Below are 18,611 nucleotides of genomic sequence, written 5' to 3' on the forward strand. Positions count from 1 at the left end.
GAAACGACAGTTCAGCGCGCCAGAGAAGATCAACTTCCCAGCCGCAGCGCCGCCTGCGCCGCGGCCACCTCCAGACCCACGCCCGCCTCGTCCACCGTGGTGACCACCCCGTCGCGCACCACCTCGCGCCCGTTCACCAGCGTCAGTGCCAGCGGCGGCGCCGCGCCGAGCACCAGCGCGACCACCGGGTCCTCGATCCCGGCGTGCGCGGGCGTGTCGAGCCGCCACAGCGCCAGGTCGGCGAGTTTGCCCGGCTCGATCGAGCCGATCTCGGCCGCCCGTCCCAGCACCCGCGCCCCGCCGAGGGTGGCCAGTTCCAGCGCGGTCCGCACCGTCATGGCGCGCGGCCCGCCGACCGCGCGGGCGTAGAGCAGCGCGTTGCGCGGTTCCTCGATCATCGAACTGGACTCGTTGCTGGCCGCCCCGTCGACGCCGAGCCCCACCGGCACTCCGGCCGCCACCAGCGCCGCGGTGGGCGCGATGCCAGCGCCGAGCCTGCCGTTGGAGGTCGGGCAGTGGGCCACGCCGGTGCCGGTGCGGGCCATGGCCGCGATGGCCGGATCGTCGAGGTGCACGCCGTGCGCGAACCAGACGTCCTCGCCCAGCCAGCCCAACCGCTCCATGTACTCGGCGGGTGCGCAGCCGAAGTTCTCGCGGCAGAAGTCCAGCTCGTCGACGGTTTCGGCGAGGTGGGTGTGCAGCCGCACGCCGTGCGCCCTGGCCAGCGCCGCCGATTCGCGCAGCAGATCGGCGGTCACCGAGAACGGCGAGCAGGGCGCCAGCGCGATCCGCACCATCGCGTCGAAGGACGGATCGTGCCACTGCTCGACGGCGGCCACCGAGGCGGCGAGGATGTCGTCGATCGACTCGACCACCTCATCCGGTGGCAACCCACCCTGGCTCCGCCCCAGATCCATCGACCCGCGCGCCGGATGGAACCGCAACCCCACCGCCGCGGCCGCGCCGATCTCGGCCCCGAGCAGATCACCGCCGCCCCGAGGGAATACGTAGTGGTGATCGGAGGTGGTGGTGCAGCCGCTGCGGGCCAGCGACACCAGCGCCCCGGTCGCCGCGATCCGCACCGACTTCTCGTCGATACGCGCCCACACCGGATACAGCGTGGTCAGCCATTCGAACAGGGTGTTGTCGGCGGCCACCCCGCGAGTGATCCACTGGTACAGGTGGTGATGGGTGTTGACCAGTCCCGGCGTGAGCAGGCATCCGCGCCCGTCGATCCGGCGGGTCTCCGGTCCGAAAGCGGGCGCTCGGCCCGACCCGACCGCCTCGATGACGTTGCCGCGCACCGAAACCCAACCGTCGCGGTACTCGGTGCCCGCCGCGTCGACGGTCACCACCGCGCACCCCTCGATCACAAGATCCGGCCCGCTCACGGCTGCCACGCGATTCCCGCGTCCGGCGCGTCCGCGCGTGCCAGGGTGGCGTGGATGGACCCGTAGGGCCGGTCGGCGGCCCAGAACACCTCGTCGGCGTTCAGGATGCCGAACCGGGCCAGGTCGTAGCCGAAATGGTGATTGTTCGGCGCGGACAGCCGGATCTCGGCCAGCACCGGAAAGCGTTCCAGCACCGCGTGTCCCATGGCGTAGAGCGTCTGCTGCACGGCCTTGGAGTAGGTGGTGGCGAACAGTTCCAGCAGGGTCGCGCGGATACCGTCGTAGGTCTGGTCCCAGTCGACCCCGCCGCTCTCGGCGAAGCGCCACCACACCGTCAGCGAGGTGGCGAGCACGCGATCACGGGTCGGCGCGAGGGTCGTGTACTCGTCCTCCAGGAAGTCGGCGAACTCCGAGCCGGTCGACTTGAGCAGCACCAGATCCCGCACCCCACCGAGCACCCACGCGCCCTCCCCGCTGACGGTCACCGCCGCCGTGCGCACCTCCGGCCCCCGCCGGACCCAGGTGTGGTCGTGCTCGGTGCCGTCTACCGAGACCCGTTGCCAGCCGAAGGAATCCACATCGATCCGCGCGCTCGTCACCGGCCCGACGGTCTCGACGAAATGCCGTCCCAACGCGAGCGCGTAATCCTCGATGGTGTCGAGACCCGGCTTCTTGGCGAAGACGAACGCGGCGTTCTTCTGCGAATCGGTGGGCAGCACCTGCCGCTGATCACCGTCGGTATAGGCCGCCGCGAAATCCCCCCGCAGCGTGGTGGAGACGTTCACATCGCGGATCTCGTGGCGCGCGTTCTCCTTGTGGAAACGCACGATCCGGTTCTCGGATTTGCCGTATCTGTTGTCGGTCAACACGATCGGACCGCTCAATGCCATCGCTCAACTCCCTCGATAGGTGGAATAGGCGTACGGCGACAACAGCAGTGGCACATGCAGATGCGATTGCCCATCCACCGTGAACGCGATACACACCTCCGGATAGAAGGTTTCGGTGCCCTGCGCCGCGAAATAGGCGCCGGTGTCGAAGAAGAGGCGATAGTCGCCCGGATTCAGTCCGGCCGCGAGTTCGCGCACGCGTCCGTCGTCGTCGGTGAGCGCCTCGGTGATCCGCTGGTCCCCGCGCAGCAACCACACCGCCACGCCCGCCGCCGGAATTCCGCGTACGGCATCGAGGACATGCGTACTCAGCCCGGTCATGAACGGCCCACCCATCGCGCCAGGCGCAGCCGGTTGATCTTCGCCAATTCGGTTCGCATGACCTGCCTTTCGGTCGTGGGATCGTTGTCCAGGCGCGCGGTGAGGATCGCCAGCAGTTCGGTGCCGGTGCGGCCCGCCGCGCAGACCAGATAGCGGTGGCCGAATTTCGCCTCGTAGGCGCTGTTGCCCGCCGCCAGCGCGGTGCGCAGTTCGTCCTCGACGCCCGCCTGCTCGCGGGCCGAGGCGGGCGAATCGGTCCGGTCGCCGATGCGCGGGTGCGCGGCCAGCGCCGCGTCGACGGCGGCCTCGTCGAGCCCGGCCAGCGCGGCGTCGGCGGTGGCCAGCAGCGCGGCCACGGTGGGATAGGGGCGGGTCTCGCTCAGCACCCGCGCCCAGGTAGGCGCGGCGCAACAGGCAAGCAATGCCCGCTCGGCGGCCGCCGCCGACAGGTCGTTGAAACCGGCGAGGCCGATCGCTTCGCTGTCCATCGGTCCAGCATCACCCCATCGCGCTCGGCCCGCCACCGCTGCGGGAGTCCGCCTGTCGGCGTGTCGTCGTCCCGGCGCCGCGCGTCCGTAATCACCGGGCAACATTGCGCCGCTACCTTGGCCGCCATGCCCCCGATCGCGCCGCTGACCTGCACGGGCATCGTCCTCGCGGCCGGTGCCGGGCGCCGCTACGGCGCACCCAAGGTGCTCGCCCACGACGGCGCCTGGTTGCGCAACGCGGTGACCGCGCTGCGCGAGGGCGGCTGCGACCCGGTGGTCGTCCTGCTCGGTGCGACGGGCCCCGATCCGGCGGCGGTCGACCTGCCTCCCGGCGTCGCGTGGCGGTGGGTCGAGGACTGGGCGAGCGGGCTCGGGGCGACGGTGCGCGCGGGCCTGCGCGCGGCCGCCGAGGCGGGCACGGAGTACGTGGCGTTCCTGCCCGTCGACATCCCCGATATCGACGCCCGGGTCGTCGACCGAGTCCTCACGGCGGCCCGCGCGAGCGAGAGCGGACTGGCACGTGCTGTGTTCCACAACACACCCGGCCATCCCGCTGTGATAAAGAACAAGCACTGGGAAGCGATTTCCGCTGTGGCCGTAGGCGATCGCGGGGGCGGTTCCTATTTGGGCGCCCGACAGGATATGGTGTGCGTCACGTGCGACGACTTGGCGACAGGGACCGATCGCGATTTCCCGGAAGTCGGCGCACAGTGATCGGAGTTTGAGATATGCGCGATATCGTCGATGACCTTCTGCGAGTGTGGCATTCGGGCCGTACCGGTGGCATGGCCACGGTGGTCCGCACCATCGGCACCAGCGCGCTGCCGATCGGTTCGGCGATGCTCGTCACTCCCAATGGCGGCGTCTTCGGATCCATCGCGTCCGGGCGGCTGGAAGAGACCGTGTACGAGGCGGCACTGGAGGCCGCGCGCACCGGCATCCGGCAACTACGCCGCTACAGCATGATCACCGGGATGGAATCGACCTCCGACGACGGCACCCTGGTCGACATTTTCATCGAGCCGTTCTCCTGCCGCGATTTCCCGGAGTTCCCGACCATCGCCGCCGACATCCAGGCCCATCGCCGGGTCACCGTGTTCACCGTGGTGTGGAATCAGGACCCCGATGTCATCGGTCAGCATCTGGTCACCGATCGCAAGCACGCCACCGAACTGGTCGCGCTGCCCGAGTCGGATCTGTTCGTCGCCTCCTACTGCCCGCCGCCGCGGCTGCTGATCTTCGGCGCCAACGCCTACGCCGCCACCCTGGCCGCCCAGGCGCGGATGATCGGCTACCGGGTCAGCATCTGCGATTCGCGGCCCGAGTTCGCCGACCCGGCCTCCTTCCCCGGTGCCGAGGTGGTCGTGGACTGGCCGCACCGCTACCTCAACACCCTCGCCGCCGCCGGGGAGATCGACGCGACCACCGGCATCGTGGTGCTGGCCAACGAGCCGCGCTTCGAGATCCCGCTGCTCACGGTGGCCCTGCGGCTGCCCGAACTGGGCTATCTGGCCGCGCTGGGCTCCCCTGCCGACCAGGCCCGCCGCCTCGACGACCTGCGCGCCGGTGGCTTCGACGAGTCGACCCTGGCCCGGCTGCACGTGCCCGCCGGACTGGAATCCGGCGCCCGCACGCCCGCCGAGACGGCCGTGTTCGTCACCGCCGACTTCCTGGCCTCGCGTGCCGGGCTGCGCCTGGCCGCCCAGCGCGACTACGGCTCCTCCGCCGTCGGCCTCGCGATCTGAGCCGTCGACCAGCGTCGACGGTGCTCGAGATCACCGTCGAATGTGAACCGGTAACGATTCGGTCCTGCCATAGGACATAGAGTGTCGAGAAGGACTGACAGCCCCGTGGCGGCGAGCGCATCGCCGTGCCCAGGGGGGAACCACTGCGACGACGGCGCCGCTACGGCCCGTGGACTGGAACCGACTGTTCGATGAAGCTCTCCGCACTACGAAACGTGGCCGCCCTGCGCACCACCGCCGTGGCCCTGACCGCCGCTCTGTCGGCGGCCTTGATCGTCGGTGGTGGCGCCGCCTCCGCCGCGCCCGAGAAGCCCTCCGCCGTGACCTCGGTGGTCAAGGACGGGCGCACCTGGCACCTGAAGGTGTACTCGGCGGCGATGAAGAAGGACATCACGGTCGACGTGCAGCGTCCGGCCGACGAGTCGACCCCGGCGCCGAACTTCTACATGTTCAGCGGCTTGGACGCCGGTGAGGGCTCGGCGAGCTGGCAGGCCCAGACCGACGCGCTCGGCTTCCTGGCCGACAAGCACGTCAACGTGGTGCTGCCGATCGGTGGCCGTGGCAGCTACTACACCGACTGGAAGCAGGAAGACCCGCGCCTGGGTCTGAACAAGTGGAAGACCTTCTTCACCGAGGAGCTTCCCCCGCTGCTGGACTCCACCCTGAACTCGACCGGCCTCAACGCGCTGGCCGGTCTGTCCACCTCCGGCACCTCGGTGCTGCAGCTGGCCGAGGCCAAGCCCGGCCTGTTCAAGTCGGTGGCCGCCTACTCCGGCTGCGCGCAGATCGCCGACCCGATGGGCAAGCAGGCCGTGAAGTTCTCGGTCGAGACCTGGGCGGGCGGCAAGGTCGCCAACATGTACGGCGCCGACGACGACCCGGCCTGGGTGGAGAACGACCCGGTCATCAACGCCGAGAAGCTGCGCGGCACCCTGCTCTACGTCTCCAGCGGTAGCGGTATGCCCACCAACGCCGACGTGGAGTACTACCTCCAGGGCGCGCCCGGCCCGATGGGCGTGATCAACCTGGGTCTCGGTGTGGGTATCGAGGCCGCGACCAATGCCTGCACCCACAACCTGAAGAACAAGCTGGATTCGCTGAACATCCCGGCGACCTACCAGTTCACTCCGATGGGCACCCACTACTGGCCCTACTGGGAGCAGGCGCTGCACGACTCGTGGCCGCTGCTCGCCGAAGGCATGGCAACCCCGGCCTGATCACAGCCGGTGAAAGGGAGGCATCCGATTCGGATGCCTCCCTTTTTCGTCGGACGGTTCAGCTCGCGGGCAGCACCGCCGGGCGGACGGTCAGTCCGGAGCGGATGAAGTAGGCGATCTCGTCGCAGATCTCGTCGACGGAAATGGCGTCGCCGGGGACGCTGGCGTGCACCATCTCCTGGGCCAGGGAATTCACCGCGCCGATCACCGCCAGACCGAACAGGTGCAGGCTGCGCGATTCCGCTTCGCCGCGCTCCGCGGCGCGTTCGGCCTCGCGGGTGAGCAGGCCGGAAATGGCGCGACGCTGACCGCGCCGCCATTCCTCCACCGCCGGGCTCACCCCGACCACCTCGACATAGAACACCCGGGCGGCGCGACGATCACGGCAGGTCACGGCCAGGAAGGCCCGGAAACTCTCCACCACGCGTACCACCAGCGGTTCCTCGCTGGTGCGCTCGAGCGCCTCGTCGAGGCGGCGCAGCGCGGTGGTGTTGAGCCGGTCGACCAGGGCGATCAGCAGCGCTTCGCGGCTGCCGATGTCTTCGTAGAAACTGCGCGTCGACACATTCGCGGTCGCGCACAAGCGCTCGATCGAGGTCGCCGAATATCCCTGGGTGCCGAATAGTTCCAGTGCCGCGTCGGTCAATCGGCTGCGGCGCAACGCGACTCGTTGCTGGCGCGACAATCCACCGTAACTGCGACCACTCTCGGTTTCATTCACACGCCGAACCACGCATGAATGCTAGCGTGCGCCCGTCGTGCTGCCAGTCGATTCGCCAACAGCGGTATACCGTGAATTCCCCTGGCCGCGTGGAATTGTCACTCCGGCTCGGTGGCGGGTTCGCTGTCGTCGAGCGGTTCGGCCAGTGGCCAGCCACCGGCGGCCAGGTGCGAGGCCACGCGCGAGACGTCGTCGGGCGCGGGCTGCTGCTTGGCGAAATCGGTGATCGCCGCCTCGATCTCGGCCTCGCTGATCGATTCCCGATTCGGATTGGCTTCGACCAGTTTCTCGCCGATCACCACCACCTCGTAGTCGGTGAGATGACGGTGCAGCACCGCGAACAGCGCCACATAATCGGACTGCGGAATCCCCTGCGGATATCCGGCCCGCAGCCAGCCAAGGACACGGGAGAGCAGATTTCCGCGAACCGCGGGGGTCTCTGGCGTCTCGGTCATCGAATCTCCCTCACTCACGCTTCGCCGAACAGGTGGATACCGAACTGGTGGGCGATGAAGGCCTTCGCCGTGAACAGGATTCCGGCGATCACCACCACCACGATGACGACCAGGCAGGCCAGCGCCCCGGCCAGCGCGGGATAGTTGCGCCGCACCCGACCGTCGGCGTCGACGGTCTCGGCCTGGGCCCACCACCGCACGGCGAAGGCGAACACGGTCGGTACCCCTGCCCCGAACACCACCGCGGCCAGCACCACTTCCCAGAGGGAACTCAGATTGGTGATCACAGTCTGCACAATCGTTTCCTTCTACCCGGCGTGGTTCTGTTCGATCGACGACTGCGGCGACGGAGTGGGCGTCCCTTCCGGCCACTCGTTCACATTGTGGGTGCCGACCGGGTCGCGGCGCGACCGCAGATAGATCCCCAGCGAACCGGCGATCAGCACCCCGAACACCACCAGCACGCCCGGCAGCCCACCGATGACGGTCGCCAATGCCCAGCAGATCGCGCCGACGATGCCCGCCATCGGCAGCGTCAGCAGCCAGGCCACCGCCATGCGGCCCATCACCCGCCAGCGCACCTCGGCGCCCTTGCCGATGCCGGTGCCCAGGATCGCGCCGGTGGCGGTCTGGGTGGTCGACAGCGGCAGACCGAAGTGCGCGGAGGTGAGGATGATCGCCGCCGAGGTCGACTCCGCGGCCAGGCCCTGCGGCGAGTCGATCTCCACCAGGCCCTTGCCCAGGGTCCGGATGATGCGCCAGCCGCCCAGGTAGGTGCCCAGCGCGATGGCGATGGCGCAGGAGGCCATCACCCACAGCGGCAGGTGGTCGTCCTTGTCGAGCGAGCCGTAGGCGACCAGCGCCAGGAAGATGACACCCATCGTCTTCTGCGCGTCGTTGGTGCCGTGCGCCAGCGAGACCAGCGACGCCGAGCCGACCTGGCCCCAGCGGAAGCCCTCGGCCGCCTTGTCCTGATCGACCCCGCGGGTGATCCGGTAGACCAGGAAGGTGCCGATCGCGCCGACCAGCGCCGCGATCACCGGGGCGAGCACGGCGGGCAGCACGATCTTGATCAGCACGCCCTCCGAGCCAGAGGCCCAGATGACACCGTTCCAGCCGAGCGCGGCGATGGTCGAGCCGATCAGGCCGCCGAACAGCGCGTGCGAGGAACTCGACGGCAGGCCCAGCAGCCAGGTCAGCAGGTTCCACAGGATGCCGCCGACCAACCCGGCGAACACGATGACCAGCAGGTCCTGCCCGCTCACTTCGTTCAATTGGACGATGCCCTTGGCCACAGTCGCCGCCACCGAGACCGACAGGAACGCGCCGATCAGATTCAGCAGTCCCGACAGCGCGACCGCCACGCGCGGCTTGAGCGCGCCGGTGGCGATGGAGGTCGCCATGGCGTTGGCCGTGTCATGGAATCCATTGGTGAAGTCGAATGCGAGAGCTGTGACGATGACGATCAACAGGACCAATAGTTCGGCGCTCACCCGAACAGTGTGTCGTATGCTGCCGCCGGATTGCCAAACCGTTGCGGGAAAGTCTCATGAGCTGGGGCGTAAGGCCCGCACGGTCGCGATCGTGTCGGCCTGGGCCGGTTCCTTGTCCGGCCGGTACCGCAACACCCTGGCGAAACGCAGCGCGACCCCGCCGGGATAGCGCGTACTGGTCTGCACGCCGTCGAGCGCGATCTCCACGACCAGCGACGGACGCAGATAGACCGTCTGCGCGTCGCGATGGCTTTCGTGGTTCGGGAACTCCGTGGTCTGCCAGCGCAGCAATTCGTCGGTGAGCCCTTTGAAGGTCTTGCCGACCATCACCGGCTCGCCGGTTTCCGGGTCGAGCGCGGCCAGGTGCAGATTCGACAGGAAGCCGGTGCGTCGGCCATATCCCCATTCCGCGCCGATCACCAGTAGGTCGAGGGTGTGCGCGGGTTTGATCTTCTGCCACGCCTTGCCCCGGCGGCCCGCGGCGTAGGGCGCGTCGAGGGATTTGACCATCATGCCCTCGTTGCCGACGGCCAGCGCGTTGTCGTAGTACTCGGCGGCCGCCTCGGGGGCGGGCGCGATGAGCGCCGGGATGACGTGCGGTCCCGCCACCCCTTCCAGCGCCGCCCGGCGCACCCGCAGCGGCTCGTCGAGCAGGTCGCGCCCGTCCAGGTGCAGGCAGTCGAAGAAATAGGGGTGCAGCAGCAGCTCGCCCGGATCGCTGACGGTGGCGAAGCGGCTCATCGTCTCCTGGAACGGGCGCGGACGGCCCGCGTCGGTGAGCGCGAGGGTCTCGCCGTCGAGGACGACACTCGCGCAGTCCAGCCCCGCGACCAGGGCGGCCAGCTCGGGCACGCTCGCGGTGATGTCCCGCAGGGTGCGGGTGAACACCCACACCCGCTCGCCCTCGCGGTGCACCTGGATGCGCGCGCCGTCGAGCTTGTGTTCGACGCTGACCTCCGGGCCCAGCTCGGCCAGCGCCTCGTCGAGCGAGCCGCCGGGCGAGGCCAGCATCGGCGAGATCGGCCTGCCCACCTCGAGCCGGAACGCGGCCAGCGCCTCGGCGCCCCCGGTGACGGCGGCGACGGCCGTCTCGGGCAGCCGCCCCGAGAGCATGTGCGCCCGGCGCACCACCTCGACCGGAATCCCGGTCGACACGGCCAGCGCCTCGACCACGATCGCGGTGAGCGCACCCTGGCGCAGTTCCCCGGTGAGCAGCCGCAGTAGGAACGACTGTTCCTCGGCGGTGGCCGCGGTGAACAACGCGGTGAGCAGCTCCCGCCTGCGCAGCGTGGACCCCGTGCCGCTGAGCCCGGTGAGCTGATCGAAGACCTCGTCCACCGCGTCGATGGTGAGCCGGGCCTCGGCGGCGGGTGGGGTGTCCAGGCCGGTCACCGTGCGCCAGCCCGCGCCGATGCGGCCCTGGGTGAGCTCGCCGGACAGCCACGCCACCACGGTCCCGATCTCCTCGGTGCTCGCGGCACCGAACAGCGCGGCCAGCGCGGCGATCTTCGCCTTGCGCGACCGGGTCTCCCGTACGGCCGCCGACGCGGCGACCACCTCGCTGAACAGCACCCCCCGACCCTAGCGACGGGGTGTGACACATCGCTCAGCCCACGCTGTTAAGAATCCATTGGCAACCCTGCGAAAGCGCCCCTAAACTGGACATATGGCCAAGACCTATGTCGGTGCGCGGCTGCGCCAGCTCCGTACCGAACGCGGTCTGAGCCAGGTTTCTCTCGCCCAGAAACTGGAGATCTCGGCGAGCTATCTCAATCAGATCGAGCACGATGTGCGCCCGCTGACGGTGCCGGTGCTGGCCCGGATCAACGAGGTCTTCGGCGTCGATCCCGCCTTCTTCTCCGCCCACGACGACACCCGGCTCATCGCCGAACTCCAGGAAGTCGTGATGGACGCCGAACTCGGCATCGAGGCCGACACCAAGGAGATCGCCGACATGGTCTCGGCGCATCCGTCGATGGCGCGCGCCCTGGTCGCCATGCACAACCGGTACCGCAACACCAGCGCCCAGCTGGCCGCCGCCACCGAGGACCGTTTCTCCGACGGCTCCGGCAGCGCCGCCATCTCCAAGCCGCACGAGGAAGTGCGCGACTACTTCTACCAGCGGCAGAACTACATCCACGAATTGGATACCGCCGCCGAGGATCTCACCACCCGTATCCGTTTCCACGGCGGCGAGGTGAGCACCGAGATCGTGCGGCTGCTGCGCGCGCACGGCGTGCGGATCAGCGAGCGCATCGACCTCGGCGAAGGCGTACTGCACCGCTACGACCCCGACACCAAACAGCTCGAGATCTCCCCGCACCTGTCCGGCGGCCAGCGCACCTTCAAACTCGCCGCCGAACTGGCCTATCTCGAATGCGGGCCGCTGCTGGACAAATTGGTGGAGGAGGGCAATTTCGGTTCCGAGGCGTCGCGCAAACTCGCCATGCTCGGCCTGGCGAATTACTTCGCGGCCGCGACCGTGCTGCCCTACAACCACTTCCACGAAGTCGCCGAGGATTTCCGCTACGATATCGAGCGCCTCTCGGCGTTCTTCTCGCAGAGTTACGAGACGATCTGCCACCGCCTTTCGACGCTGCAACGGCCTTCCCTACGCGGAGTCCCGTTCTCGTTCGTCCGCGTGGATCGCGCGGGCAACATGTCGAAACGCCAGTCCGCCACCGGTTTCCATTTCTCCTCCAGCGGCGGCACCTGCCCGCTCTGGAATGTCTACGAGACCTTCGCCTATCCCGGCAAGATCATGACCCAGATCGCCCAGATGCCCGACGGCCGCAAATACCTCTGGGTCGCCCGCACCGTCGAACGCCGCGCCACCCGCTACGGCCAACCCAGCAAGACCTTCGCCATCGGCCTCGGCTGCGAACTGCGCCACGCGAGCCGCGTCGTCTACGCCGACGGCATCGATCTCGGCGAAGCCTCCGCCACCCCCATCGGCGCTGGCTGCCGCGTCTGCGTCCGCTCCAACTGCCCCCAGCGCGCCTTCCCGCCGCTGGGCAAGACCCTCGACATCAGCGAACATCGCAGCTCGGTGTCCCCCTACCTCATCAAGTAGTCAGCCAGGGCGGGACGGGGTCGGGGTCGTGGATGATGGTGCGTTCGCGGATCTCCCAGGAGTCCGCGACGGGGACGAGTTCGTCGCGGATGTCGGTGCTCAGGTGCAGGTGGGCGGGGTTCTCCGGGGTGGATTCGATGACCAGGGCGTAGAAGCGGGTGTGGATGGTGTCGCCGGTGCTCTCGATGGTGAGGTTGCCGACCCAGTGTCTGCGCACCGCGCCGCGGGCCCGCAGGCCGTCGGCGGCGCGGCGCAGGCCGTCGGCGATCTCGGCGCGGCCCTTCCGCGCGGTGGTGCGGTGGGCCTGACGCAGGACGCCGTCGACGGTGAAGGTGCCCGCCCACTCCTCGACGTGGCCGTCGTCGAGCAGCCGTAACTGCCGGGCGTAGAACTGCAACAGATCGGCGTAGTTCGCGCTCATCGTGGACCCGCCTCGGACAGATCGGCGGATTCGGCCCATTTCTTCGCGTGTTCCAGGGTCGCCAGGGAATTGCGGCCGAGGGCGGTGCGGATGAATTCGGTGGCGTCCTCGATGGTCTTGCCCGCGCCCAGAATCGGTTCGATCGCCTCCTCGATGATGGTGACGGTGTGCTGGGAGGTCGCCAGCGTCCCCGTGCCGTCGGGCGCGAAACTCCACCGCCCGCGATGCAGCGACAGCAGGCCGGGCAGTTGGGTCTGCTTGTAGACGATGTCGCCGGATTCGAGCACGACCCGCCAGGAGGCGGTGGTGTGCGCGTCACCGTCGGCGGTGCGGGTGGTGAGTTCCAGGAACTGGTGTCCGGGAGCGGGTTCGGTGAGTGTCACCGCGTCCACGTGCGGCAGCCGCCGCGCCCACTGATCGGCCCGGTCGATGAACTCGCGAATCTTCGCCGGTGGCGCGGCGATCCACAGCGAGTCGGCGAAAGTGACGGTGGCGGTGGGCCGCTGGACCTGCGCTTCGACCGAGGATTTGAGCGAGGCCAGTTCGCGCGTGGAATTGGTCTCGACGGCCGCCTCGATCCACTCGCGTGCGCCGGGCGTCTCGTCCGGGGAATAGCTGTGCGACAGCACGACCCGACTGCGCTCGGCATCGATCACCTGCACGGCCCACTTCCCGCGCATGGCCGCGACCGGGGAGGCCGAGACCACCTGGGCGAAGGTGATGTGTCGACGCCCGGTGTCGAAGGTGCGGCGCGAGGTCCAGGACTTCAAGGTGTCGTTGGCCGTGGCCCATAGGCGGATGTGCTCGCCGTCCGCGTCGTGCTCGAGCACCTCGGCGTGCACGGTCGGCGGAAACAGGTTGGGCCAGTTCGTCACCGCGTGCAGGGCGGCGTACACGGTGGCGGCGGGCGCGGCGATCTCGATGACGTGTTCGGTGTGGAAAGTGCTCATCAGTAGTTCCCCAGTCCACCGCACACATTGATCGCCTGCGCGGTGATCGGTGCCGCCGCGGTGCTGGTCAGATAACCCACCAACCCGGCCACCTCCTGCGGTGTGGAGTAGCGCCCCAGCGGGATCTTGGCCTCGAACTTCTCCAGCACGGCCGCCTCGGTGGTCTCCCACACCTCGGCGTACCCGCGCCGAACCCGCTCGGCCAGTGGTGTTTCCACATAGCCGGGGCACACCGCGTTCACGGTTACTCCGGTCTTGGCCAGTTCCAGACCCAGCGCCTTGGTGAACCCGATGACGCCGTGCTTGGACGCCGAATACGGCGCGCCCAGCACGACGCCCTGCTTGCCGCCGGTCGAGGCGATATTGATGATGCGTCCCTCACCCGCATCCAGGATGCCGCCCCGGGCCAGCACCTCCCTGGTCACCCGGAAGGTGCCGGTGAGATTGATGTCGAGCACGTCCTGCCACTGCTCGTCGTCGATGTTCTGGGTGACGCCGCCGCCGTTGCGGCCCGCGTTGTTGACCAGCACGGTGACCGGCCCGTACCGCGCGACCGCCGCCGCGACCAGCGTCTTCACGTCCTCGGTGGAGCGCACGTCGGCGGCGATCCCGTCGATGGCGATGCCGTCGGCGGTCAGCGCCGAGACCGTCTCGCTGACCTTCTCGGCCGAGCGCGCGTTGATGAACACCTGGTATCCGGCCAGCCCGAGGGTGCGGGCGATCTCGAGTCCGATGCCGCTGGTGGCACCGGTGACGATGGCGTGCTTGCTCATGCGGGGGCTCCTGTGGAGGGATCGGCGGCGAGGGTGGAGTTGACGAGGGCGACGAAGTCGGCGACGGTCACCGCGTCGACCACCGATTCGTCGAGCAGCTTGACGCCGTAACGGATTTCGATCTGGTTGGACAGCTCGAGCACGGCGAGCGAGTCGTAGCCGAGGTCCTCGAACGAGCGGTGGGTGATGTCACCGCTGAGGTCGATGGACTCGTCCTCGCCTGCGACGCGCTGCAACACTTCGCGCAGCTCGTCGGCGGTCACTTGGTGGGGTACGGGCATCGGATGCCTCCCTTCTGGTTGTTCATCGAACGGCGCCGAGGACGAGCGCGGAGGTGAAGCCGCGCGCGCCACGCGCCAGGACCAGGGCCGTCGGCTGCGCCAACGCGCGCGGGGCGGAGACCAGGTCGAGCCGGGCGGGACCGGGATAGTGGTCGAGTCCCGGTGTGGGCGGGATGGTTTCGCGGTCGAGACTGAGCGCGGCGGCCGCGACATCGAGCGCGCCGCCACCGGCGAACAACCGCCCGGTGCCCGCCTTGGGGGCCGTCACCGGGACGCCGCTCGACCCGAATATCTCGTCCAGCGCGGCGATTTCGCGGTCGTCGAGTTCGCGTACTCCGGCCGCGTCGGCGAAGACCACGCCGACCTCGTCCGGGGTGCGGCCCGCGTCGGCGAGCGCGGCGCGGATCACCCGGCCCAGGGCGGGCGGCCGGTCGGTGTCGGGGCGCGGGTCGAAGCCGCTGGCGTAGCCGAGCAGCGACGCGTAGACGTGCGCGTCGCGGTCCCTGGCCCGGTCGGGATGTTCCAGCACGGTCAGCGCGCCGCCCTCGCCGGGCACGAACCCGCTCGCGGTCTCGGCGAAGGGCTGGTAGGCGCGGTCGGGGTCGGTCGAGGCGCTGACATTGTCGGCCGCGAGGGTGGCCAGCCACCCCCACGGCGAGAGCACCGAGTCGAACCCGCCGGTGAGCACCAGCCCGGTCCCCGACCGCACCAACCTGCGCGCCTTGCCGAAGGCGTCCAGCCCACCCGCCTGATCGGCGACGACCACACTCGATGGCCCGCGCGCACCGTGGCGGATGGCGATCTGGCCGGTGTTGACCGCGTAGAACCACGCGAAGGACTGGTACCCGCTGACGTGCCGATTGCCGTCGGCCCACAGCTTCTGTAGTTCCTTCTGCCCGAACTCGAACCCGCCGCTGGTGCTCGCGGTGACCACCCCGAGCTCGAAATCGTCGCGGTCGTCGCGGGTGATCCCGGCGTCGCGCAGCGCCTCGTCGGAGGACACCAGCGCGTGCCGGGTGGAGATGTCGGTCTGCGGCAGCAGTCGCCCGGACAGTGCCGAGGCGTCGAAATCGCGGATCTCCCCGGCCAGGGTGGCCGCGTACGGACTCGGATCGAACCTGGTCACCCGCCCGATCGCCGACTGTCCGGCGAGGGTGTTGTGCCAGTAGCGCTCGACGGTGGTGCCGGTGGGCGCGTGCACGCCGAGACCGGTGACGACGGGGGCGATGCCGCCGGTCACCGCGGGCGCGCTCACGGCGCGACCAACACGGCGGCGCTCTGGAAGCCGCCGAAGCCGCTGCCGACGCTGAGCACGGTGTCGGTGCGCTGCGCGCGGGCGGTGAGCGGCACGTAGTCGAGATCGCAGTCGGGCCCGGGGTTGTGCAGGTTGGCCGTCGGCGGGATGACATCGGTGTCGATGGCCAGCGCCGAGGCGACCAGTTCCAGCGAGCCCACCGCGCCGAGCGAGTGCCCGATCATCGATTTGATGGAGCTCACCGGCACCTCCCAGGCATGGGATTCGAGGGCCTTCTTCACCGCGGCGGTCTCGTGCAGGTCGTTCTGCTTGGTGCCCGAGCCGTGCGCGTTGACGTAGTCCACGTCGACGCGGTCCACCCTGGCCTGGTCCAGCGCGGCCCGGATGGCGGTGGCCATCTCCACGCCGTCGGGCCGCAGCCCGGTCATGTGGAAGGCGTTGCCCCTGGTCGCGAACCCGGCGAACTCGGCGTAGATGTGCGCGCCCCTGGCCCGCGCGTGCTCCCACTCCTCGAGGATCAGCGTGGCCGAGCCCTCGCCGAGGACGAAGCCGTCGCGGTCGCGGTCGAAGGGCCGCGAGGCGTGCGCGGGATCGTCGTTGTTGGGGCTGGTGGCCTTGATGGCGTCGAAGCAGGCGACGGTGATCGGCGAGATGGGCGCCTCGCTGGCGCCGGTGACGACCACGTCGGCCGCGCCCTCGCGGATCAGATCGGCGGCGTTGCCCACCGCGTCGAGCCCGGAGGTGCAGCCGGTGGAGACCACCGAGGCGGGCCCCTCGGCCCCGAGGACCCAGGCGAGTTCGGCGGCGATGGAACTGGGCACCAGGAAGTCGAACAGCTGCGCCACCGCCCACCGCGGGTCCACCAGCCAGTCCCGGCCCTGATCGCTGACCAGGGAGTACTCGCGTTCGAGGCTGGTGGTGCAGCCGACGGCGCTGCCGATACTGATCCCGAGCCGGGCGGGATCGAGGGCGGTGGTGTCGATACCGCTGTCGCGCAGCGCTTCTCGCGCGGTGACCACCGCGAACTGGGTGACCCGGTCCCAGGCGCGTTCCTCGCGCTTGCGCACGCCGTGCTCGGCGGGCCGGAAGTCGACCTCACCGGCGATCTGTGACCGGTAGCCACTGGCGTCGAAGGCGCTGATCCGGCGGGTCGCCGTGCGGCCGTCGGTGAGCAGCTGCCAGAATTGTTCCCGGCCGATCGCGCCCGGTGCCAGCACCCCGACCCCGGTGATCGCGACCCGACGCGGGCCCGCTGAACCTGCCATGTTCGATCCTTACGCCGTGTGTCTGCAGTGCTCGTCGAGACTCGCACCGGCCACTGGAGGCGCCGCCGACGACTGCTGGAGGACCGCTGGACCGTCGGCTCCAGCGATGCTGTAGCCCACCGCCTCTCCCGGTGCGCAGAGTCGGACCCATGACTGCACAAGCGAATTCGCCCACCGGACCGGCCGGGCGCCGTGTCGTGATCACCGGCGGTACCCGCGGCCTGGGCCGGGTGATCGCCGAGGATCTGTTGCGCCACGGCGCGCGGGTGGTGATCATCGGCCGCGATGCCGAGGCGGCGTCCTGGGTCGACGACGAACCCGACGCCTACGCCACCACCGCCGATGTGACCGACGCCGACCAACTCGCCACGGCCTTCACCGAGGCCGCGCGCTGGCTCGACGGAATCGATGTGGTGTTCGCCAATGCCGGGGTGAGCAGGCCGGGACCGCTGGCCCTCACCGCACCGGAGGACTTCATCACGGTGCTCGAAACCAATGTCACCGGAACGTTTCTCACCTTGCAGGCCGCGGTGCCGCATCTGGAGAAGTCCGCCGACGCGCGCTTCATCGCCCTGTCCTCGGCGCTGGCCCAGCGCATCGCACCCGGCGCGGGTGCGTACTCGATCAGCAAGGCGGCCATCGAGACGCTGGTGAAGATCGCCGCGACCGAGCTGGCGGCGCAATCGATCTCGGTCAACGCGCTCTCGCCGGGATTCATCGACGAGGGCATGGGGCGCGGGCTGATCGCGCACCAGCAGGTGTGGGATCGCTATCTGCCGACCATCGCGGCGGGCCGACCGGGCCGCGGCGACGAGGTCGCCGACGTGGCCCGGTTCCTGGCGAGCCCGGAGTCGGGCTATATCAACGGCCACGTCCTCGAGGTCAACGGCGGGCTCGCCTTCTGAGTCCGGACCCGGCCGCTACCAGCGGATCACGGCCTTGCCGTGGAACTCCCGATCCCGCAGGGCGGCCAGGGTCCGGTCCAGACCGTCGCGGTCCGCGACCCGGGTGACGCGCGGGTCGAGCTGCCCCGCCGCCCAGCGGGCACCCAGCCAGCGCAGATCCTCGGCGACCGGCGCGGCGGCGCCGAGTGCGTCGAACAGGTGCACATAACTCAGACTCACGCCCGGCCGCCGGTGGCCCCAGTCCAACGGCAGGTGCAGCGGTTCGCGCACGGTATTGCCGGTACTCACCAGCGTGCCGTGGGGTTTGAGCAATTCGAAGGCCGCGTGCAGCACCGTGCCGCCGACGCTGTCGAAGACCACGTCGACCTCACGACCGGTCACCGCCCGGCCCGCCGCGTCGAGCACCGGTAACTCCGTGCCGGACAGCCGGTTCCGCACTTCCAGCACATCCGCCCCGGCGGCCCCGGCGAGCTGCGCGAGCACCCCACCCACGCCCCCGCTGGTGCCGGTGACCAGCACCGTCTTGCCGATGATGGGCCCCGCGCGGCGGATGGCGGCCAGCGCGGTGAGCCCGGCGACCGGCAGCGCGGCCAGGTCGACGGCGTCGCCGGGATCGGGCAGGACGGCGACGCGGCTGCGGTGCACCGCGACCACATCGGCCCAGCCGTTGCCGTCCGCGAGCGCCAGCACCGGCTGGACCTGGGCCGACGAGTCGTCCTCGATGGTGCCCAGCACGTCCCAGCCGAGCCGGGAGCCGGGCGCGAGCCGCTGCGCCCTGGTCAGTTCGCCCCGATTCACCCCGAAGGCGCTCACCCGCACCAGCACCTCACCCGGGCCGGGTACGGGATCGTCGACCTTCTCGACACGGGTGGGGGCCTGCGGATCACCGGTCGTCACAACAGCTTTCACCCGACCAGCACAACCGCAGTAGGCGGCGGTGTCCAGGACCCTCCAGTGCTTCTCCAGC

General features: G+C 69.6%; 21 protein-coding genes. 5 read left to right on the forward strand and 16 right to left on the reverse strand.

Annotated elements, in window-relative coordinates:
- Positions 1 to 29: 29 nt before the first annotated feature.
- The 4 genes from QC180_RS06235 to uraD are packed head-to-tail and all read right to left on the reverse strand — an operon-like array spanning position 30 to position 3,090.
- Positions 30 to 1,400, reverse strand: a complete 1,371-nt coding sequence (locus tag QC180_RS06235) for an 8-oxoguanine deaminase (protein WP_278261624.1) — start codon at positions 1,398 to 1,400, stop codon at positions 30 to 32.
- Positions 1,388 to 2,281, reverse strand: coding sequence for a factor-independent urate hydroxylase (gene pucL / locus QC180_RS06240; protein WP_278261625.1), 894 nt, complete (start codon positions 2,279 to 2,281; stop codon positions 1,388 to 1,390). The genes QC180_RS06235 and pucL overlap by 13 nt, the downstream gene beginning before the upstream one ends.
- 3 nt (positions 2,282 to 2,284) lie before the next feature.
- Positions 2,285 to 2,602, reverse strand: coding sequence for a hydroxyisourate hydrolase (uraH, locus tag QC180_RS06245; RefSeq protein WP_278261626.1), 318 nt, complete (start codon positions 2,600 to 2,602; stop codon positions 2,285 to 2,287).
- Positions 2,599 to 3,090: a 2-oxo-4-hydroxy-4-carboxy-5-ureidoimidazoline decarboxylase gene (gene uraD / locus QC180_RS06250; RefSeq protein ID WP_278261627.1), complete on the reverse strand. Its 492-nt coding sequence runs from the start codon at positions 3,088 to 3,090 to the stop codon at positions 2,599 to 2,601. The genes uraH and uraD overlap by 4 nt, the downstream gene beginning before the upstream one ends.
- Before the next feature lie 126 nt (positions 3,091 to 3,216).
- Here uraD and QC180_RS06255 point away from each other — a divergent pair, with 126 nt between their 5' ends.
- The 3 genes from QC180_RS06255 to QC180_RS06265 all read left to right on the forward strand — a co-directional run bounded on the left by QC180_RS06255 (position 3,217) and on the right by QC180_RS06265 (position 6,052).
- Positions 3,217 to 3,804 (forward strand): nucleotidyltransferase family protein, encoded by a 588-nt coding sequence (locus tag QC180_RS06255; protein WP_278261628.1) that lies wholly within the window; start codon positions 3,217 to 3,219, stop codon positions 3,802 to 3,804.
- A gap of 14 nt (positions 3,805 to 3,818) precedes the next feature.
- Positions 3,819 to 4,835 (forward strand): XdhC family protein, encoded by a 1,017-nt coding sequence (locus QC180_RS06260; protein ID WP_278261629.1) that lies wholly within the window; start codon positions 3,819 to 3,821, stop codon positions 4,833 to 4,835.
- 191 nt (positions 4,836 to 5,026) lie between these two features.
- The gene (locus QC180_RS06265) at positions 5,027 to 6,052 is read left to right on the forward strand and encodes an alpha/beta hydrolase (RefSeq protein ID WP_278261630.1); all 1,026 of its coding nucleotides are present in this window, start codon (positions 5,027 to 5,029) and stop codon (positions 6,050 to 6,052) included.
- Between the two features lie 58 nt (positions 6,053 to 6,110).
- Here QC180_RS06265 and QC180_RS06270 read toward each other — a convergent pair whose 3' ends face one another.
- The 5 genes from QC180_RS06270 to QC180_RS06290 form a co-directional block, all read right to left on the reverse strand.
- Positions 6,111 to 6,773: a TetR/AcrR family transcriptional regulator gene (locus QC180_RS06270; protein ID WP_278261631.1), complete on the reverse strand. Its 663-nt coding sequence runs from the start codon at positions 6,771 to 6,773 to the stop codon at positions 6,111 to 6,113.
- Between the two features lie 98 nt (positions 6,774 to 6,871).
- Positions 6,872 to 7,228, reverse strand: coding sequence for a DUF3349 domain-containing protein (locus QC180_RS06275; RefSeq protein WP_278261632.1), 357 nt, complete (start codon positions 7,226 to 7,228; stop codon positions 6,872 to 6,874).
- A 14-nt stretch (positions 7,229 to 7,242) separates the two neighbouring features.
- The gene (locus tag QC180_RS06280; protein WP_278261633.1) at positions 7,243 to 7,524 is read right to left on the reverse strand and encodes a hypothetical protein; all 282 of its coding nucleotides are present in this window, start codon (positions 7,522 to 7,524) and stop codon (positions 7,243 to 7,245) included.
- A gap of 12 nt (positions 7,525 to 7,536) precedes the next feature.
- Positions 7,537 to 8,721, reverse strand: a complete 1,185-nt coding sequence (locus tag QC180_RS06285; RefSeq protein WP_278261634.1) for an inorganic phosphate transporter — start codon at positions 8,719 to 8,721, stop codon at positions 7,537 to 7,539.
- 54 nt (positions 8,722 to 8,775) lie between these two features.
- Complete coding sequence (locus QC180_RS06290; protein WP_278261635.1) at positions 8,776 to 10,293, reverse strand: ATP-dependent DNA ligase; 1,518 nt, start codon at positions 10,291 to 10,293, stop codon at positions 8,776 to 8,778.
- 94 nt (positions 10,294 to 10,387) lie between these two features.
- Between QC180_RS06290 and ramB the strand changes: the two genes are divergently transcribed.
- Positions 10,388 to 11,794 carry an acetate metabolism transcriptional regulator RamB gene (gene ramB, locus QC180_RS06295; RefSeq protein WP_278261636.1) on the forward strand — a complete coding sequence of 469 codons (1,407 nt, stop codon included), beginning with the start codon at positions 10,388 to 10,390 and terminating at the stop codon, positions 11,792 to 11,794.
- Here ramB and QC180_RS06300 read toward each other — a convergent pair.
- Genes QC180_RS06300 through QC180_RS06325 form a run of 6 tightly spaced genes read right to left on the reverse strand, consistent with a single transcriptional unit; the run spans position 11,787 to position 16,739 of the window.
- The gene (locus QC180_RS06300) at positions 11,787 to 12,215 is read right to left on the reverse strand and encodes a nuclear transport factor 2 family protein (RefSeq protein WP_278261637.1); all 429 of its coding nucleotides are present in this window, start codon (positions 12,213 to 12,215) and stop codon (positions 11,787 to 11,789) included. The genes ramB and QC180_RS06300 overlap by 8 nt on opposite strands.
- Positions 12,212 to 13,165, reverse strand: a complete 954-nt coding sequence (locus QC180_RS06305; RefSeq protein WP_278261638.1) for an aromatase/cyclase — start codon at positions 13,163 to 13,165, stop codon at positions 12,212 to 12,214. Before QC180_RS06305 ends, QC180_RS06300 begins: the two co-directional genes overlap by 4 nt.
- Positions 13,165 to 13,938 carry an SDR family NAD(P)-dependent oxidoreductase gene (locus QC180_RS06310; RefSeq protein ID WP_278261639.1) on the reverse strand — a complete coding sequence of 258 codons (774 nt, stop codon included), beginning with the start codon at positions 13,936 to 13,938 and terminating at the stop codon, positions 13,165 to 13,167. The genes QC180_RS06305 and QC180_RS06310 overlap by 1 nt, the downstream gene beginning before the upstream one ends.
- Positions 13,935 to 14,219 (reverse strand): acyl carrier protein, encoded by a 285-nt coding sequence (locus tag QC180_RS06315; RefSeq protein WP_278261640.1) that lies wholly within the window; start codon positions 14,217 to 14,219, stop codon positions 13,935 to 13,937. The genes QC180_RS06310 and QC180_RS06315 overlap by 4 nt, the downstream gene beginning before the upstream one ends.
- 22 nt (positions 14,220 to 14,241) lie before the next feature.
- The gene (locus QC180_RS06320; RefSeq protein WP_278261641.1) at positions 14,242 to 15,474 is read right to left on the reverse strand and encodes a ketosynthase chain-length factor; all 1,233 of its coding nucleotides are present in this window, start codon (positions 15,472 to 15,474) and stop codon (positions 14,242 to 14,244) included.
- Positions 15,471 to 16,739, reverse strand: coding sequence for a beta-ketoacyl-[acyl-carrier-protein] synthase family protein (locus QC180_RS06325; protein WP_278261642.1), 1,269 nt, complete (start codon positions 16,737 to 16,739; stop codon positions 15,471 to 15,473). The genes QC180_RS06320 and QC180_RS06325 overlap by 4 nt, the downstream gene beginning before the upstream one ends.
- 149 nt (positions 16,740 to 16,888) lie before the next feature.
- Here QC180_RS06325 and QC180_RS06330 point away from each other — a divergent pair, with 149 nt between their 5' ends.
- Positions 16,889 to 17,644 (forward strand): SDR family NAD(P)-dependent oxidoreductase, encoded by a 756-nt coding sequence (locus QC180_RS06330; RefSeq protein WP_278261643.1) that lies wholly within the window; start codon positions 16,889 to 16,891, stop codon positions 17,642 to 17,644.
- Positions 17,645 to 17,659: 15 nt separating this feature from the next.
- Here the strand turns inward: QC180_RS06330 and QC180_RS06335 are convergent, their stop codons facing one another.
- Complete coding sequence (locus QC180_RS06335) at positions 17,660 to 18,541, reverse strand: zinc-binding dehydrogenase (RefSeq protein WP_278261644.1); 882 nt, start codon at positions 18,539 to 18,541, stop codon at positions 17,660 to 17,662.
- Positions 18,542 to 18,611 lie beyond the last annotated feature (70 nt).

It is taken from the genome of Nocardia anocheti (assembly GCF_029675105.1).
In the GTDB taxonomy this organism is placed as follows: domain Bacteria; phylum Actinomycetota; class Actinomycetes; order Mycobacteriales; family Mycobacteriaceae; genus Nocardia.

Coding starts and splice junctions, on each gene's coding strand:
- pucL (WP_278261625.1), bottom strand. CDS start 2,281: ATGGCATTGAGCGGTCCGATCGTGTTGACCGACAACAGATACGGCAAA.
- QC180_RS06255 (WP_278261628.1), top strand. CDS start 3,217: ATGCCCCCGATCGCGCCGCTGACCTGCACGGGCATCGTCCTCGCGGCC.
- QC180_RS06330 (WP_278261643.1), top strand. CDS start 16,889: ATGACTGCACAAGCGAATTCGCCCACCGGACCGGCCGGGCGCCGTGTC.
- QC180_RS06315 (WP_278261640.1), bottom strand. CDS start 14,219: ATGCCCGTACCCCACCAAGTGACCGCCGACGAGCTGCGCGAAGTGTTG.
- QC180_RS06300 (WP_278261637.1), bottom strand. CDS start 12,215: ATGAGCGCGAACTACGCCGATCTGTTGCAGTTCTACGCCCGGCAGTTA.
- QC180_RS06275 (WP_278261632.1), bottom strand. CDS start 7,228: ATGACCGAGACGCCAGAGACCCCCGCGGTTCGCGGAAATCTGCTCTCC.
- QC180_RS06325 (WP_278261642.1), bottom strand. CDS start 16,739: ATGGCAGGTTCAGCGGGCCCGCGTCGGGTCGCGATCACCGGGGTCGGG.
- uraD (WP_278261627.1), bottom strand. CDS start 3,090: ATGGACAGCGAAGCGATCGGCCTCGCCGGTTTCAACGACCTGTCGGCG.
- QC180_RS06265 (WP_278261630.1), top strand. CDS start 5,027: ATGAAGCTCTCCGCACTACGAAACGTGGCCGCCCTGCGCACCACCGCC.
- uraH (WP_278261626.1), bottom strand. CDS start 2,602: ATGACCGGGCTGAGTACGCATGTCCTCGATGCCGTACGCGGAATTCCG.
- QC180_RS06260 (WP_278261629.1), top strand. CDS start 3,819: ATGCGCGATATCGTCGATGACCTTCTGCGAGTGTGGCATTCGGGCCGT.
- ramB (WP_278261636.1), top strand. CDS start 10,388: ATGGCCAAGACCTATGTCGGTGCGCGGCTGCGCCAGCTCCGTACCGAA.
- QC180_RS06310 (WP_278261639.1), bottom strand. CDS start 13,938: ATGAGCAAGCACGCCATCGTCACCGGTGCCACCAGCGGCATCGGACTC.
- QC180_RS06305 (WP_278261638.1), bottom strand. CDS start 13,165: ATGAGCACTTTCCACACCGAACACGTCATCGAGATCGCCGCGCCCGCC.